The sequence below is a fragment of the Wolbachia endosymbiont of Drosophila ananassae genome (genome assembly GCF_008033215.1).
Lineage (GTDB): Bacteria > Pseudomonadota > Alphaproteobacteria > Rickettsiales > Anaplasmataceae > Wolbachia > Wolbachia pipientis.
In genome coordinates, this window is the sequence record NZ_CP042904.1 from 689,031 (window position 1) to 707,012 (window position 17,982).

At 33.6% G+C, this 17,982-nt stretch carries 10 protein-coding genes and 1 pseudogene; 7 read left to right on the forward strand and 4 right to left on the reverse strand.

Annotated elements, in window-relative coordinates:
* Nucleotides 1–5: 5 nt before the first annotated feature.
* From EA652_RS03400 to EA652_RS03425, 6 genes and pseudogenes are all read left to right on the forward strand, one after another.
* Nucleotides 6–7,430: an ankyrin repeat domain-containing protein gene (locus EA652_RS03400; RefSeq protein ID WP_012673229.1), complete on the forward strand. Its 7,425-nt coding sequence runs from the start codon at nucleotides 6–8 to the stop codon at nucleotides 7,428–7,430.
* 380 nt (nucleotides 7,431–7,810) lie between these two features.
* Entirely contained in the window at nucleotides 7,811–9,664 is a 1,854-nt protein-coding gene (locus EA652_RS03405) for an ankyrin repeat domain-containing protein (RefSeq protein ID WP_007549104.1), read from the forward strand.
* A gap of 27 nt (nucleotides 9,665–9,691) precedes the next feature.
* Nucleotides 9,692–10,524, forward strand: a pseudogene (locus tag EA652_RS03410) (IS5 family transposase).
* Nucleotides 10,521–11,570, forward strand: coding sequence for an ankyrin repeat domain-containing protein (locus EA652_RS03415; RefSeq protein ID WP_238514220.1), 1,050 nt, complete (start codon nucleotides 10,521–10,523; stop codon nucleotides 11,568–11,570). The pseudogene EA652_RS03410 and the gene EA652_RS03415 overlap by 4 nt, the downstream one beginning before the upstream one ends.
* Before the next feature lie 442 nt (nucleotides 11,571–12,012).
* Complete coding sequence (locus EA652_RS03420; protein WP_007549102.1) at nucleotides 12,013–12,468, forward strand: Hsp20/alpha crystallin family protein; 456 nt, start codon at nucleotides 12,013–12,015, stop codon at nucleotides 12,466–12,468.
* Between the two features lie 212 nt (nucleotides 12,469–12,680).
* Nucleotides 12,681–13,760, forward strand: coding sequence for a hypothetical protein (locus EA652_RS03425; RefSeq protein WP_007549100.1), 1,080 nt, complete (start codon nucleotides 12,681–12,683; stop codon nucleotides 13,758–13,760).
* A 310-nt stretch (nucleotides 13,761–14,070) separates the two neighbouring features.
* On the opposite strand, the gene EA652_RS03430 is transcribed toward EA652_RS03425, so the two are convergent.
* Together EA652_RS03430 and EA652_RS06930 are read right to left on the reverse strand one after the other, a co-directional pair.
* Nucleotides 14,071–14,316: a hypothetical protein gene (locus tag EA652_RS03430; RefSeq protein WP_146038228.1), complete on the reverse strand. Its 246-nt coding sequence runs from the start codon at nucleotides 14,314–14,316 to the stop codon at nucleotides 14,071–14,073.
* Nucleotides 14,317–14,388: 72 nt separating this feature from the next.
* Nucleotides 14,389–14,562 (reverse strand): hypothetical protein, encoded by a 174-nt coding sequence (locus EA652_RS06930; protein WP_007549098.1) that lies wholly within the window; start codon nucleotides 14,560–14,562, stop codon nucleotides 14,389–14,391.
* Nucleotides 14,563–14,817: 255 nt separating this feature from the next.
* On the opposite strand from EA652_RS06930, the gene EA652_RS03435 reads away from it, so the two are divergent.
* Entirely contained in the window at nucleotides 14,818–16,200 is a 1,383-nt protein-coding gene (locus EA652_RS03435) for an IS66-like element ISWen3 family transposase (protein WP_007548562.1), read from the forward strand.
* 122 nt (nucleotides 16,201–16,322) lie between these two features.
* Here the strand turns inward: EA652_RS03435 and tnpC are convergent, their stop codons facing one another.
* Complete coding sequence (gene tnpC, locus EA652_RS03440; RefSeq protein WP_007549515.1) at nucleotides 16,323–17,594, reverse strand: IS66 family transposase; 1,272 nt, start codon at nucleotides 17,592–17,594, stop codon at nucleotides 16,323–16,325.
* A gap of 31 nt (nucleotides 17,595–17,625) precedes the next feature.
* Nucleotides 17,626–17,958, reverse strand: coding sequence for an ankyrin repeat domain-containing protein (locus tag EA652_RS03445; protein ID WP_007549517.1), 333 nt, complete (start codon nucleotides 17,956–17,958; stop codon nucleotides 17,626–17,628).
* Between the last annotated feature and the right edge of the window lie 24 nt (nucleotides 17,959–17,982).

Genomic DNA, 17,982 nt, shown 5'->3' on the forward strand with positions numbered 1-17,982 from the left:
GGTTTATGCATGTACCTAAACAACAAACCAGTTTTTATCAAGAAGATAAACAGTTTTTATCACGTTCTTACACATCAAAAGAGGAGTTTATTAGAGAATATAAAAAGCTCTACCGCAGAAAAGCAAAAGCTGAAGAACTTTATCTCCTGGTTTTAACTGAACTCGAAGAGGCAATATCAGATGGTAATGTCGATAGCTTAAAAAAATTAAGCAATTTTATTGATTACATAAGTGATGCAGAAGATCAAGTAACTTTGAGAGACTATTATGATAATGCTAATAACCCTGTTAAGAGTACTAACTTAGTTATCTTAGCTTGTAAACACAATAAGGTAAAGATTTTAGAATACCTACTTGGCAATAATAGTAAAATTCTCAGTAATTTATCTGTTGGCATCAGAGAAACTACTATATTACCAGATGATGAGGATGAAACATGCCATAATGCGTTTTATTATGCTATACGTTCAGGTAATGTTGAACTTCTTGATACACTCATTAATAAATGGCCAGGCAATTATTTTGCTGTTCATTTCAGGGAATTAGATGAAATTCTTTCACGATCTTATGAGGAATTAAAACTAAAGAACGTATTCTTGTCAGAAGAGATAGAAATTTTTGTTGAAAATAAGTTGATAAACCTCCGTTTTTTCTCTAGTGCTTCTGGACAAGATCAGAATGTGAAGAGTTATCTTAATAACATCAGAGAGCGGATTGAGTTAGTACTTCAAAATATTAGCCTGTTAAAGGCAGAATATTCAAACACAGAAAAAGTAGATGAAAAGTTTTTATTCATAGCAAAGTTTATTGCACAAAATATTCATATATTAAAGCGGCAGTTGAAATCAACCTACAATAGACTACCTTGGGAAGAAATGGAATTTTGTTTGATCAGTTTTGTTTCTTCTCACATAAAACGACAGGAAATGAATCTATTCTATAATGCCACATTGAATAAAAGTAAAATACTAAACCACTTAGAAAATTTTGCAAAGAAACTTAAAGAAGAAAAAGATATTATAGAAGGTGTGGACATTGGTAAATTTGCTGATCTCCCAAAGTTAAAACGTGAGAGGGTTGTTGCAGAGATCGTTAGAAATTATCCTCAATTTGGAGAGTTGTATAGCGATTATCAACAAATTAGGGATATTCATTCTTTAGAGAAAATAAGTGATTATATAAAGTTGGCGTTATCAGCTGATCCTAAACAAAGGGAAGGGCAGTTAATTATTACAAGGGTTTTACAAGTTATTGGTGAATATTTAAAAAACACCCTAGAATCTCCTAAGTTATCTAGCACTACAAGCGAGCTTCTTCTACTATCATTACCAAGGAACACAAGAGAAGTCATTATAGATTTACGTAATTCACTATCACATGCTTACTCGCTCTCTAAGAGAACAGAGATTGAAGAAAATACAGATGTTAGCTTTTTTATTGGTGTTCAAAATGATACTAAAAGAATCGATAATGTAATTACTGATATTCTTTACAATAACAAGATTAAAATAGTCATAATGTTGCTAAAGAAAATTACCAGTAGTGAAAACTTAGACGAGATAAAAGAAGTTGCTGGAATATTTAGTAACGTTGAATTAGATGAAATGATTACAGAGAGTTTTAAAGTGATGGAACATTATAAGCTTGAAAAACTCATAAAAGAATTAAGCAATAATATAACTGAAAAGACGAATTATGAAAAGGAGCTGTTTAATAAAATTGATAACATAATCAATTTTGCAAAAACTAAATCAAAAAATATCAGAACTGATTATGTTACGGCGTTTATATCATTAAAGAGCTTAGATGTTGGTTTGAATGACAATAAGATTGACCATAATGTTATTAGAGGAATAAAATTCTTTGCTAATAAAACACTAGAGAATATTCCTTCCCAAATAGAGTCTCACAATCTTAAAGAAATAGCCGAACTATCAATGAAAATTTCTCATAGTGTTAGGTCAAGAATACAGGATGACAACCTTGATAAAGTAAATAGATTAACTTGTGAGATTTTTTACATTGCTGAACTTGGAACAGGTGACCTTAAATGGATTGAGGAATTAAGAAACAAGTTGAATGAGAAAGGTTCGTTTATTCCTATACATAAACAAAGGAAGGCTTACAACATAACAGAAGAAAAATACAATAACCAGCTTGAACTGAAGTTATCTGAACTGAAAAGTATTTTGAGGAATAACGCATTAAGTGGCAAGTTAACTGAAAAGCTTCCTTCCTACAAGAGGAATAAAGAGTTGCAAGCAGTAGTAGAAATGCTTGTTCTGGATATAATGTCAATTTTAGGTAGATCAGAGAAGCATCTAGAAAACAATCTACTTTTTTTAGATGATAACACTCCTTTATTAACTGGAAAATGTTTGCGTAATCATTTAGCACACGATAATACCTTAGTTGATGTATTGTTATCTGATCCCTCAATAGCAGTTATCTTGAATGCTAAAAAACTTATTTCAGAAAATGTAATAAAAAGTAAGAAGAAAATTGGCAAGTCGGTAAGAGATGATCCTTCCAAGCTGAAAGATAAATACGATCAAAACCTTATCACTATTACTAATCAGGAAAAAATGTTTGCTGCGTTGGAAGAAGGAAATCTTGAAGACTTAAAGAGTTATCTCAAAAAAGGAGCAGACATCAATGCTAGAAGTATTAACTCATGGACTACATTACATTTTGCTGCTAAGGGACCTAGTCTTGAAATTATAAAATTTGTTCTTAATCAAAATTTAGACGTTAATGTTAAAGATATTAATGGTCAAAGCCCACTACATATTGCTGCTGCATATGGAAGGAAAAATATTGTGGAATTTTTTATAGGAAAAACAGGTGTATATGTTGATGATCTAGATAATAGTGGCAAAACATCACTACATATTGCAGCTAAAAATGGTCACAAAGATGCTGTTGAAATTCTACTAAAAAATAATGCTAATACTAATACCAAAGATATAGCTGGTTTTTCACCTTTACACTATGCAATAAAAAACAATCATATTGATGTTGCTAAGATTATGCTGGAAAAAGAAGCGAATGTTGACATCAACGAAACTATGGGTGGCTTTACTTCACTACATATAGCTGCAGAAAGTGGTTATCTAGGGCTAGTTAATTTTTTACTGAAAAATGAGGCAAATGTTAATGCAAGAAACGATAAGGAGGGAATACCATTACATACAGCAGCACTAAATGGCCACCTAGAAGTAGTGAATGCTTTAATTCTCAAAGGAGCCGATGTTAACTCCAGAGTTATAGATGGTTGTACACCATTACACTATGCAATAGAAAACGGTCATGAAAAGATAGCTAATATTTTATTGAAGCATGGAGCTAATGTTAATGTTGTTGACAAAACCTATAATAACACACCTTTGCACTACGCAGCAAAAGATGGACATGAGAAAATTGTTAAGGCTTTACTGACAAATAAGGCAAATGCTAGTATTGCCACTGTGGAAGGTATAACCCCACTACATTTTGCAGTGCAGAGTGGCCACTTGAAGATAGTTGTTGCTCTTCTCGAGCATGGGGTTAACATTCGCGCTAAAGATAAAAATAATGCTACGCCATTACACTATGCAGCAGAGAGTGGTCATAAGGCAGTTGCTGAGCTTTTAATAAAAAATGGAGTAGAAATCAATGATAAAGCCAATAATAATCTAACACCATTACATGTAGCTGCTCTGAAAGGTCACAAAGATATTATTGAACTCCTAATAAGAAATAAAGCTGAAGTTAGAGCTCAAGGCATTAAGGTTAGTACACCATTACATGCAGCTGCGATGAATGGTAGCAAAGATATTATTGATCTTCTAATAAAAAATAAAGCTGAAGTTGATGCTAGAACTAATGATGGCATGACGCCATTGCATGTAGCTGCTCTAAGTGGACATAAAGACGCTATTGCTTTTCTAATCAAAAGTAAAGCTGAAGTCAATACTAGTGCTAATTATGGTCTTACACCTTTACATGCAGCTATTGTGGGAGGTCACAAAGATATTGTGAATCTTTTAATAAAAAATAAAGCTAAAGTTAACACAGAAGGTATTGCAGGTAGTACACCATTACATGTAGCTGTGGAAGGAGGTCATAAGGAAATCGTTGGAATTTTGGTAGCAAATAGAGCCAGTGTTAATGTTAAGAGTAACAACCTAACACCATTGCTTTCTGCTATTAAGCATAATCATAAGGAGATCGTTGAAGTTCTTGTAGAAAATGGAGCTAGTGTTAATGCAGAAGGTGGTGAACCTTTATCATTAGCAGTACTCGCTGGTTATAGGGATATTGTAGAGATTTTGCTAAAAAACAAGGCCCATATTGATATAAAAGGTCCTGAAGATGCTACACTATTACATTTGGCTGCTAAAAGAGGACATAAGGGGATAGTAAATGCTCTGATAGAAAGGGGAGCCAATGTTGATGCTATGACTATTAATAGTATAACACCATTATATCTTGCGGCACAAGAAGGCCATGAAGAAGTTGCTGAAGTTTTGATAGCAAACAAGGCTAATGTTAACTTTGTAAATGTTGAAGGTACTCCACTACATATAGCTGCAGGACACGGCCATGTTAATGTTGTTGAAGTCCTATTAAGTAATGGAGCAAAAGTTAATGTTAAGGATAATAAGAGCAGAACACCTTTAGAATTAGCAGTTGCACATGGTCATTTGCAAGTGGTTAAAATGTTACTGCAGTATAAAAAAGTAGATATGAATGCTAAAGGCAATGATGATTGGACTATACTGCACATTGCTTCACAGGAAAGTAACTTGGAAATGGTAAAATGTCTAGTAGATGAAGGGTCTAATATTAATGCTAAAAATGCCTCTGGATCAAAGCCTATACACATTGCAGCTAGAGAAGGTTATAAAGATACCGTAGAGTTTTTCCTTAGCAAGGGGTTGAGTATTAATGAGCTTGGTACAGCTAACCAGACATTACTACACTATGCTGCAATGAAAGGTCGGTTAGAAGTTGTAAAGTATTTGATAGCACAAGGTGCTGACGTTAATGCTAAAGATACTAATGGCTTAACCCCTATGCATATTGCTGCTAATTTTGGTTATAAAGACGTTATTGAAGTTTTATTAAAAAATGGTGCAGTTTATAACGCTGTTGACAAGCTTTGTAGAAGACCATTAGAAATGACTAACGATAAAGACGTTATCAATCTATTAGCATCAACTGAGAAATTATTTGAGGCTGTAAAACGTAATAGCTCTTCAGAGGTTGAGAATTACATTAAAGCAGGAGCGTTTGTTAATGCCAAAAATGCTGATAGTGTAACACCATTATATTATGCTGCATGGAAGGGCTATGATGGAGTTGTCAATATTCTATTACAAAATAAAGCTAATCCTAATGTGGTTGGTAACAAGGGGTTTACTCCTCTGCATTATGCTGCTAAGTTCTCTCACTTAAAAGTTGTAAAGGCCCTATTATCTAATGGTGCAGTATACAATGCTGTCTCTGACAGTGGGAAAACACCATCAGATTTTACTGTGGATAAAAGTATAACTAGCTTATTTAAACTAGTCAGTGAATCATTTAAAAAGGTTAAAGATGGTAATGCTCAAGTTATTAATGACCTAAATAAGATAAAGGATATTGATACAGTAAAAGCAGTGATGAGTGCTCGTAATAGAGAGAACAAAACGTTAGTAGTTGCTGCAGTACATAGTAACTTTTCAAAAGTCGAGCAGTTGAAGCAGATATCGCAAAGTGACGTATCCGCTCAGATTGATACAGCTTTAGTGCTCTTGAATCAAGGCAATTACCAAAAAGCCTTAAGTATTTTCAGAAGCGCATTTGAAAGAAGAAAAGAAATACTAGGAACAGACAATCCTGGTACTTTAGATATTCAGACATATATAGCCAAAGTGCTATATAAGCAAGGAATTTACCAAGAAGCTTTAAATATGCTTGAAGAGATTTTTCAGAAACAAAAAGAAATGCTGGGTTCAAACGATAAGGATACTTTAAGTACAAGAAGTACAATCGCTTTAGTGCTGCATAGACAGGGGAAAGATGAAGAAGCTTTTAATATTTATCAAGAAGTCTATCAGAGACAAAAGGAAATACTAGGGTCAAATCATTCAGATACCTTAAATACTCAGTTTCACATGGCATTAGTATTAGATAAACAGGGAAAATATGAAGAAGCGTTAAATATCAATAGGGCAGTTTTTGAAAAGAGGAAAGAAACACTAGGTACACATGATCTAGCCACTGTGAGTGCCAAAAATAATATAGCAATGGTACTAGCTAACCAAGGTAAATACGAAGAGTCCTTAAAAATCTATAAAGAGGTTTTTGAAAAGAAGAAAATAATTTTAGGTATTAATCATGCTGATACCTTGAGAACGTTACATAACATTGCTGGGGTACTCTTCAATCAAAATAAATATCATGAAGCCTTGAAAGCTTTTCAAGAGGTTTTAAATATACAGAAAAAAGCTTTACAACAAAATCACCCAGAAGCCTTGAATACTCAATACAACATAGCAAATGTACTTTTTGCTCAAGGGAAATGGATCAGCGCACTTAAAGTCTACAGAGAAAGTTTTGATCAAAGAAAAGCTGTTTTTGGACCAAGTCATCCGAGTGTTTTAGACATTTTAAAAAAGATAGAGATGATTAATTTTAGATTTAAGCTTGAGGGTAGCGAAGCATCAGAGGTTCTCCAGCATCTGCAGAAAGATATCAACATTGCTGCTAGTAAAGGTGATATACGAACTGTTCAGCGTCTGTTAAAAGATGGAGCTGATGCCAACGATAAAGATATTGATGGAAGAACACCGTTGCATTACGCTGTTAGCAATGGACACATAGATATTGTAAACATCTTACTAACAAATGGAGCTAATGTTAGTCAAGTTACTAATAAAGGTAATACACCATTACACACTGCTACTTCCAAATGTTACAAAGAAATTGTTGAGGTTCTGTTACAACATATCAGTCGTGATAAATTAAATGACTTTGTTAATGCTAAAACTACTTCTAGTGGTACTACATCACTTCATGTTGCAGCTAAAGGTGGCTCCTTGGAAGTTGTAAAATCTTTATTAAAACATGGTGCAATTTATAACATTGAGAACAAAGAAGGTAAAATACCTATTGATCTTTCTAAGGACCAAAAAGTTACTAACCTACTGAAATTAATTGAAGAATTGTTTGGAGATGCAAAAAAAGGTAATGTTGAAATTATCAGCAAGCTTAAAGCAGTAAAACCTGATGAGTTTATAGCTGTAACAAATGCTCGTAATAATCAAGGGAATACATTATTGCAAGTTGCTATAGCCAATAAACATAAGAATATTGCAACTAAATTGTTAAAAATGCTGAAGGAGCCAGATCAAAATTTACAAGACGTCAATATAGAAAGTGGAGTTAAAAGTTTGAAACTTTGAATAATACTATTGAAATATTTATATATAACCTAAGTTAATATTATACTTAAATCAGTTACAATATCTGAGTTTCAGCAAGCCATAGAGTCAAATTAAGGAAAGTAGATATAGAAAAAAGTACAAATTTTTGGTACATGGGCTACTTTATACTCCACATCACAGCTACAAGTTTACCATTTTATTCTATTAGACATATTTATTGCGTTAAAGGAGAGTATATGTAAACACCTGGATTTATTACAGAAACTAAAACACTGCAAGATAGTAAAAATATTATGTTTAAACTAGTTTGACTTATATTATATACTGTGGATAATATATCATCTATTTATGATTATATTAATATAAGGAAAATGTTATAATCTGGAGGGTAAGTAGTTATGCTAGGCAATGATAATACAAGCTACAGTTTAATTTCTGCAGTTCGTGAAGGAAGACTAGAAAGAGCAAGGGAGTTAATTAATTCTTTTGGACTATCTTATTCACAAGCATGGTCAGAAGGATATGTTTTACTTCGTGATGCTATTGAGAATAAACATACAGCGGTTACTAAACTACTTTTAACAAACGGTTCTAAAGTTAACAGCAAAAACAAAAGACCTTCTAATACTCCACTTCATTTTGCTGCTATAAATGGTGACATAGAAATTGTTAAGATGCTTCTAGACAGAGGTGCTAACATTGATGCTAAAAATCAGTATGGCAGAACTCCGCTTCACAATGCGATTGAAAATAAGAAAATGGAAATTACCGAACTACTTTTAAATCGTGGAGCTAACATTAACGTCAGAAGCAATGATGGTATAACTCCTCTTCATATTGCAGCTGAGAGAGAGTATTTACAGATTGTTGAGCATCTTTTAAAATATGGAGCTTATGTTAATTGTGTGTGTACTTCAACATGGAAAAAAGGTTATGCACCACTGCACTTTGCTGTTGAAAAAGGTAGTAAAGAAGTTATCACGTTGCTTTTAAGTAGAGGTGCTAATGTTGATGTTAAAGGGGAAGATAGTATAACCCCTCTTCATATTGCTGCTAAGAAAGGATATATGCATATTGCCGAAGATCTTCTAAACCATGGTGCTTGTACTCATTCTTTCACATTGAAGGAAGGATATACGCCACTACATTTTGCTTCTGAACTAGGCAATGAAGAAGCTGTGAAATTATTCTTGAATAAAGGTGCTGATATTAATGCTAGCACAAATAGTAATTTAACGCCACTTCATATTGCTACCAAAACAGGACGTAAAACAGTTGTAAAGCTGCTCTTACAACATGGAGCTAAAGTTGATAATCAGGACAAAGATGGTAAAACCACACTACACCTCGCTGTTGAAAAAGGATATTTAATGATTGTTGAGGATGTTTTAAAGTATTGTCCTGATATTAATCATCAAAGTAACAGAAGCTCTCTTAAAATCGCAGTGCACGGCTATGGAGAAGAGTATAAAAAGATTGTTGAGGCTCTTCTAGAATATGGTCTTATTGTTAATCTCGAAGATGCAAATAATCCTAAGTTATTACATGCTGCTGTTGAAAAAGGATATTTGAAAATTGTTGAAGACCTATTGAAGTATGGTGCTGATGTTAATACGTTACACAATTCAACATCTAAAGAAGGTTTTACACCTTTACATAGTGCAGCCAAAAACAAACAGGAAGAAGTAGCTAAATTATTGATAAGCTATGGAGCTGATATAAATGCTCAAGACAAAACTGGAAAAACTCCAATATTTTATGCTACTGAGAATGCCGATTTAAAAATTACCAAGCTACTTTTAACTAATAGAGCTAATGTAAAAGATAATCCTGAGCTATTGAATATTGCTGTTAAGAAGGAATGCATAGAAATCGTTGAAGCTCTTTTGCAACACGATACTGATATTAACGCTAGTGATAAATATGGAAGAACAGCATTGCATTTTACTGCTTTAAGTGAGAGTGAAGGTTTTTTTGGATTTCTTACTAATGAAGATCCTGATATTAATATTAAGGGAGAAATTGCTAAACTGCTTCTAAGTAAGGGAGCTAATATAAATGCTCAAACCAAAAATGGTATTACGACGCTTCATGCTGCTGCTCAGAAAGGATATACGAAAGTTGTTGAAGCTCTTTTAGAATATAATGCAGATGTTAATTCTACAGTTAAAAGTGATATAACACCTCTCCATCTTTCTGCTCAACAAGGAAATGAAGTAAGAGGTTGTCCGGAAACAAGTAAAAGGCTATAATATCTGAAATTTTAGTACGGGGTAAAGATGAGAAAAAAGTATCCAACAGATCTAAGCGAAAGGGAATGGGCAAGAATAGAAAAACACTTCAGAGTATCATACAAGAAAGGAGGAAGGCCGCCAAAGTATAGCAAAAGAGAAATATTAGAAGCAATTTTCTATGTATTGCGTACAGGGTGTCAATGGCGGTATTTACCAAATGATTTTCCGCTATGGAAGACTGTGTATGAGCAGTTCAGGCAATGGAAGAAGCAGGGAATTTTTGAGAAAATGAATTATGAAATTACAAAATATAGTAGAAGAAAAATAGGAAGGAATGAGCAGCCGAGTGCCTGTATAGTAGATAGTCAATCTGTAAAGACTACAGAAAAGGGGGGATCAAAGGCTATGATGGAAGTAAAAAAGTAAAGGGTAGAAAAAGGCATATAATTACAGACACTCAGGGTTTTATACTAGGTTGTTACGTAGGCGCTGCTAACGAAAATGATAGAGATGGTATTAAAATAGCATTAAACAATATGAGAACAAAATATACTAAAGTTAAAAAAATGTGGGCTGACATGGGATACCAAGGAAGAAATTTAAAGAATCACATAAAGGAAGAATATGACATAGATATTGAAATTGTTAAAAGGCCTCCATGTAGATTTTGGGTGCACAAAGATACGCCACCTGAGCTACTACCAACAAGAGAACAAGGGTTTAAAGTACAGCCAAGAAGATGGGTTGTAGAAAGGACTTTTGCTTGGGTTAATAGGAATAGAAGGCTATCGAAGGAGTATGATTTACTCACAACATCCACTGAGAATTTCATATACCTAGCTATGAGTAGGGTTATGTTAAAGAGGGAATATGCTTGAATTTACTAGTTTCCGGACAACCTCTAATTAGCAAAATGCTCTTGAACAAAGGAGCTAACGCAAACGCTAAGCAAAAAGATGGAATAACTGCGCTTCATATTGCAACTCAAAAAGGCCATAAAGAGGTTGTAAAAGTATTGCTAGAATGCGGTGCTAAAGTTGGTTCTAAAATTAAAAGTGACATAACACCACTGCACCTGGCTGCTCAAAAAGGTTACCAGGAAATTATTGAGACTGTCTTGAAATTTGGTGCTGATATTAACTCTAGAGATGAGTATGGCAGAACAGCACTTCACATTGCTTCTAAAGAAGGACATGAAGAAGTTGTTACAACTCTTTTGGAATATGGCTCTGATATTAATATTACGAGTAGAAATAATCATACACCACTTGATTCTGCTATGGCTGGTATAAGGTCATTCTATAGTCAACTCAACAACTATGACTCTGATGATGATGGTTATTACGATCCTGATCGTGGTGTCTGTTCGTGTGAAGTAACTGCTGAAGCTCTTAAACGCCACATAGTTAAAATGAAAACCGCAAATTTATATGTAAGTGAAAAAAATTTACTATCAATGAGTATCAGTGGTGAAATAAGTGGCTTTCAGGATGAATGTGAGGAAGAAATAGCAAGGATGAAGAGTGAGAAGATTAATAATCCTAACATTTCATTTTATGATATCTTGGCAAAAGGTACAAGCTCATTAGCAATATATATGAGGAATGAAAATATAGTGCAGGTTTTAAAATCAGACGACTATAAAACAAAATTTCCAATATATGCTAGTATGATCGAAAGTCATTTCAGAAAGGGTATGGAAAGAAAAGAGTTACTTGAACAAGGCAATAAAATTTTCCATTTTCTCTTTAACAATTTTCCTGAGTTACCATATGACTGTACTGAAAAAATATTTAGCTACCTGAGTAACGAAGACTTAAGAATTTTGATAGATGCTTGTAACCCTCTTAGCATCAGTAATCCTAATACTAATATTAACAATGTAGTGATTACCTCAAGTACATCTCAAGTACAGTACGTTTAAGTTAAGGAAAAATAGCAGAACAAGCTACTTTCAACATTAAGTAATGGCTTTAGTAATTTAAAGATTATTTTAAAGGTTTTATGGAAATATTCAAAAAAGTATACGTGTCAAGTTAAGGAAAAATGAGCAAATTTAGTGCACTAAAAGTTGGGGAATATTAAATAAATCATTGGAGGTAAGTTTGGAAAGTAAAATACTTATCAAATGAAGATGAAGAAAATAATCGCAGAAATGGGAGGAATGCAATAACTCTACGTACTACAATTAATCTAGTTTATAGCATTACCCATGGTAATCCAAATAAGATTTTTTTCTCATAATCAAGTCATAGTAAATTGGAACAACTTTTCACATCTAACAAAAGCTCTGACTTTAGATTTAGGATTGAAATTAGTAAGTAGAATGATTACGTAATGCATATATTAGTGAAAGGAGGTACAACATGAGTAATATAGTTCATTCAAATAAAAACAATAAATGTGATAACTTTAGTGTAAGAGGACTACAAAGAGCCGTTGATAACATATTTGATAGCTTCTTTACAGGATGGGACTCAGAGCTTTCCAGAAGAGGTAGTAGTCTATTACCAGCTTGCGATTTTTATGAAACAAAAGAAAGCTATTGTCTCTCACTAGAGCTACCAGGTATTTCCAAAGAAAGCATAGACATTAGTATATCTAGCGACAGCTTAATAGTGAAGGGTGAAAAGACGTGTAATAACGAGTCAAAAGATAAGCAGTTTTACCATCGAGAAAGATACTATGGATCTTTCTATAGGTCTATTCAGCTTCCAGTAAATGTAGAGCAAGATAAAGTGTCTGCTAATTTTTCAGATGGAATATTGCACGTAACCATACCTAAGTCGGAGAAACATATCAAGAGAATTGATGTAAAGTAACCAGTAAGTAATAGCAGGCTTCTAGTTTGAGGCTTGCTACTTTAAATTATTATAGATGGAATGTAATAAAGTTCAATTATCTTTTCTAGATCTAAATTTTTGTCTTAGCGTATTTATTATACAGATAGTGTAAAGCCTTTGTTAAGCTTACATATTGTCAATAATCTATTAATAACTCTTATGGTATAATTGACTTTGAAGAAAGAGGGAGTATGAGTGAGGCAAATCCAATAGTTACATTGAAGGCTAAAATTAAAGAATTTGGTTTTAGTGAATTAAAGGCTGGTGAGAGCAATAAATCAGCAAACTCTGGTGAAACAATGTATTTCGATTTTCCAAGAATGAACTTTGTTATTAATGGAAAAATTATAGATACAGTTTTAACCTCTGCATTAATTGAAGGAGCTCAATATCGCAAAAGCAACCTTTTTAATAGTTATGATATATACAGTAGTGAAACCGCAAGAGAAAAACAAAGAGAAATAGATACAGATTATGGTAGAGCTTTTGTTGATTCAGTCCTCAAGGATCTTGAAAAGGAACTTGCACATAATGCGTTATGTGAATTATGGAAAAGTCACTGCAAAAATTCTGAAATTCCTGATTATCAGAAAACCACCTCATATGGGAAAGATTTTGAGAGATTTTACAATGCTGGAAGAGAGCATCTGCATCTATTACTAAAAGTAGGAGATGAGAATAAGAACTATCGCCCATTTGTAAAAGAAGTCTTTAAGGAAATGTTCCAATACGCAGAAGCAAGTGTTCCGAATGACCCTATTTTAGAAGAAATAATCACTAATTGTAACCAAGCGGGGTATGAATTTGCTGTAAGCATCCCTATTCTTGAAAGTTCACTCTTGGAATATGGATTAAAAGGGGAATATAGCAAGAATAAAACAATGTGTATTGATTGTGCTGATCCAATCAGTACAAAAGTAAAATCTGATATGTTAGTGTTCGTAACGAAGTTTGATAACCCAGGAGAAAAAATATGCGATCTATCGACTTCACTTGAATTTGTACTTGAGTCTCAAGATGGTGTAACCTATAAAGATGGCAAATTATTACTTACTATTCCTAAGGAACTAAAAAATTATAAAGGGGAAAGTAGAAACTTGTTTGATGTTATTAAAGAATATTTTCAAAAATTCTGCGAAAAATTAGGATTTAAATTCGAGATAAAAACACAAAAAATAGAGCATGATTTGGACGATTCGCTGAAAGTAAATAGTCATCTTGAAAGCCTAAGACCACCTATTTGTAGTAATAATTATGCTCTTGGTCATTAAGTACTTTAAACCATAAGCTCAAGTTAGAGAGAATGGCACAAATGTTATTAAACAATAAAAGTTATAGTTGTATCTGGTTACTTAAGTTAGCTATAGAATGCCTTCTGTGTATATTAAAAGGGTATTTATTTTGTTATTTAAGTTTCCTCTTTTGGAACATAGAAACATCCTAGGAATAATCCTACTGAATTCTATGATATTATTTTTTGTAACATTGTTATATACTTCATAAGAAAGCTTATATCTCTCACCGCCATCTTTAAAGAAGACATCATTATCTTTAATTGTTTCAACCAAAATTTCCTTTCCTTTATTTTTTTTGCACTTTCAACTTTTTTACTGCATCTTGTGTTCTGCTTTGATCTAGATCAAAATCAATGTTGGTACAAATAACAAAATCTTTCAGTTCACCATTGATAAAGTCTTGATTGTATTTAATCTTTAAGTAGGAAATGAAATACTTTGCCAAATTAAATTCACCATCTTTATTTTTTGTGAGTAAATCGCTTATTCCAATTTTATTATCCTCCTTATTTTGCTTGTGTTTTGCTTGCAAAAAACGATATATTTTTTTTGATTTTGAATTATTACATATAAAAACCAAATCATCAAATTTTTCAGCATTATTCTACTCTGTAGCCAAACGAAAAGAGTAGCTTTTATCTAGTCCACGCTTTAAAAATAACATTAACAATTTTAGCTGGTAAATGTTGCCATGAAGAGTATTATTTAATCCAGAAGCAAGGTATGTTCTTGATTCATCCTCTTCGATTTTTGTTCCTTCAGGCTCTTCTTTTTTCATGAAGGAAATTCGTAACCGTTCACGGATTGTGAGAATGAATAAAGAACTAAGCAGTGACAGCTAGTAGATTCTGTAGCTTTTGAAAGGGGTTTTGGCCATTTAGACGTGATGTCAAAAATATTGACAACATTCTTTCCACGAATCTTTCCCCACGTTCTGACCAGGTGAAAAAGCTGTGTATCCGTTCAGCGGAGTGGCAGAATAAGGTAGACAAGGTGATCTAAAAAGATAATCATAGAGCAAAAGTGAAATAATATGGTAAACCTTTTAGAACTTTGCAAAAATTTACAGCAAAAAATAGAAAGGTTAGAAGCAAAAATAGAAAGATTGGAAAAAGAGAATGAAAGTTTAAAAGCAGAAAATAAGGCTTTAAAGATAGAAAATGCTGAGTTAAGAGAAAGACTCGGTTTAAGCTCAAAAAATTCATCAATACCAAGTTCCAAAGAGTTGTATAAAATAAAAAAGAATAAGCCGAAAAGCGAAAGGAATATTGGCGGTCAGGTTGGTCATAAAGGAAGTTTTCGCGCCAACATGGATGCAGATAAAGTAGTAAAGATAGAGTTGCCTAATACTTGCGAATGCGGAGGAGAAATTGCAATATGTGAAAAACCATATATTCATCAGAAAGTTGATCTTCCAGAAATCAAGCCTTATGTAGTGGAATATCAGTTAGAACATGGCCGTTGTCGGAGATGCGGAAAGAGAAGAAGTAGCAAGTTACCGGAAGGTGTTACGCCAGATACATTTGGTCCAAGGGTTAAGTCAATAATTGCAGCGTTCAGCGGATTCTACAAAAATTCAAAACGCGAAATAGCGAGTGTCGTAAATGATATCTTCAATTTGAACATAAGCGTCGGTAGCATATCAAATAGTGAACATAGAGTTGCTTCAAAATGCAAAAAAATGTATGAGCAGATCGAACAAGAGATAAGTAGGAGTAAAGTTCTACATATTGATGAAACGAGCCATTATAACAAAGGTAAACTCGCTTGGTGTTGGATGTTTGCAAGCAATACGGCAAGTTTTGTAAAATTTACAGAGTCAAGAGGAATGAAAGTTTTACAAAATAGTAAATTCTGCAATCGCAATAGCTTGGTAATAACTGACAGGTATGCAGCATACAATTATTTTGCCGATAAAAACAGGCAAATCTGTTGGGCACATTTATCAAGAGATTTTGAAAGATTAGCACATAGTTGGAATATTGAAGTTAAAGTTCTGGGTTGTTACTTGAGAAACGTGGCCACTGAATTATTTGCACTAAAAAAAGCTTTACTAAAAAGTGAGATAGATGTTTTGAGGTTTGTCAGACGTGCCAGAAAATTAAGAAAACGTACAAAGTATTACTTGAAGGAGATATCTCGTTTACCTGAAGCAATTGGAGCCTCTCGAGTTGCAAAAAATGTTCTGAGATCTGAAAGAATGATGTGGAAATTTTTAGATGACCCAGAAAATATTCCGCTGACAAATAACCACGCTGAACGGCAAATTCGGCATTATGTCGTTTATCGCAAAAACTCATATTTTACACAATCAAAGCGGGGAAATACATTCCTTGAGCGGATAATTTCATTATACTTAACTTGGAAACAAAGGGGTCTCAATCCTTTCCAAAATCTCCTATCTATTGTTTCTTAAACCACTCTCCTGAACGGATACCATATTTTACACAATCAAAGCGGGGAAATACATTCCTTGAGCGGATAATTTCATTATACTTAACTTGGAAATAAAGGGGTCTCAATCCTTTCCAAAATCTCCTATCTATTGTTTCTTAAACCACTCTCCTGAACGGATACAAAGCTGTTTTTACGATAAATTACGTACCGTCTAATTTGCCGTTCTGCAAGGTTGTTGGTTGTTTCTATCACTTCAGGTTTTCTTAAAAACTTCCACATCATATCCTCAGACCGTAACATCTTAGCGGCCATTCTTGAAGCTTGAGTGCTATTTACAACCCTCGTCATTTTACGCAAAAAATGTTTTACCCTTTTCCGAATTTTTCGCATCAGTCGATAAAATCTCAAATTATCTATCGAATTGTGTTTTTTTTCCTTGTCTACTACAAACACCTTATTGCTGAGCGATTTTAGTGCTTGGCCAGTTTTGCTCACTTCAACATTTTTACTATGGGCAAATCTCTCAAAATCTCTTGCCAAATGTGTCCAACATATCTGTCTATTTTCACGATTGAAGTAATTGTATACAGCGTATCTATTGCTCACAACTATGCCATCATATTCTGGCAGTAAACTCTTCAACACCTTCTTACCACGAGACTCGCTTACCTTCAAAAGTGTCAACGCTTTGTTCGTTATTACCCAACTCCAGCCTCTCTTTCCTTGATTTCTGTGTCCTGTTTCGTCTATATGCAAATATTCGCTTCCTTGTAACTCTTCCTTCATTTTCTCATATTCAGATGCACACTTCTTCGATGCCCTGCGTTCAGTATTTGAGACTAAACCAAGGCTTATATTTAGATTAAAAATACTGCCTAAAATTTGCTGTACCTCTCTTTTTGAGTTAATAAAAAAGCCGCTAAGGCTGCTTATAATTGTTTTAGCATTAGATCCTAGAAGATCTCTTGCAACACCTTCGGGTAAATTTGCTGTAATTCTTTTATTACATACTCTACAATGTCCTCTTTGCAATCTGTACTCAGTTACAGTTGGCTTAATTTCTGGCAATTCTGCCTTCTGATGAATAATTTCATCTTCTAAAGTAACCTTACCTCCACACATACAAATCGTATCAATTGTGCAGCTCACTACCTCGTCTGCAGCCATTAATTCACGCTTATGCCCCTTATGTCCTGGCTGACCTCCTGGTTTTTTATCACTTTTCTTTTTTGCTTTCTTACGATATATATCTCGTGATGGTGGCAGCGATGAATTTTGCGAATTTAAGCCCAATTTGTCTTGTAATTCAACTATTTTTGCTTTCAAGCTGTCATTTTCTCTGATCAGCGCTTTTATTTCTTCCTTGAGATTAGCGTTTTCTGCTACAATCTTTTCTTGCAGCACTTTTGTCATTTACCCATTCCATATTTAGCTTCCTATTTCTTTACACTTTTATATTTACTTTGTAAATCACCTTATCTCTGTGAGCGATTACGGAAATTCTTGGCTTTTTAGAAGAACCAATTTCTGGCTTGTTTTCTCCAGTATTTGCCCTTTTTAGAAGTGAAGCTCTGCCTAATTCTTGAATAATACCTTCGTTATTAAGACTTTTAGCAATATCTAGTGGCATTTTACCTTTACTATTCTTGATTTGTATTGCTCCATTTTTGACAAGCAGCTTAACTACTTTAGGTTCCTGTTTGCGAACAGCCGCATGTAACGGTGTATTTAACTCATAATTAGCGTCCTGAAAATTAATGTTCGCTCCTTTCTTCAAAAGATCTTCAATGTCGTTTGATTT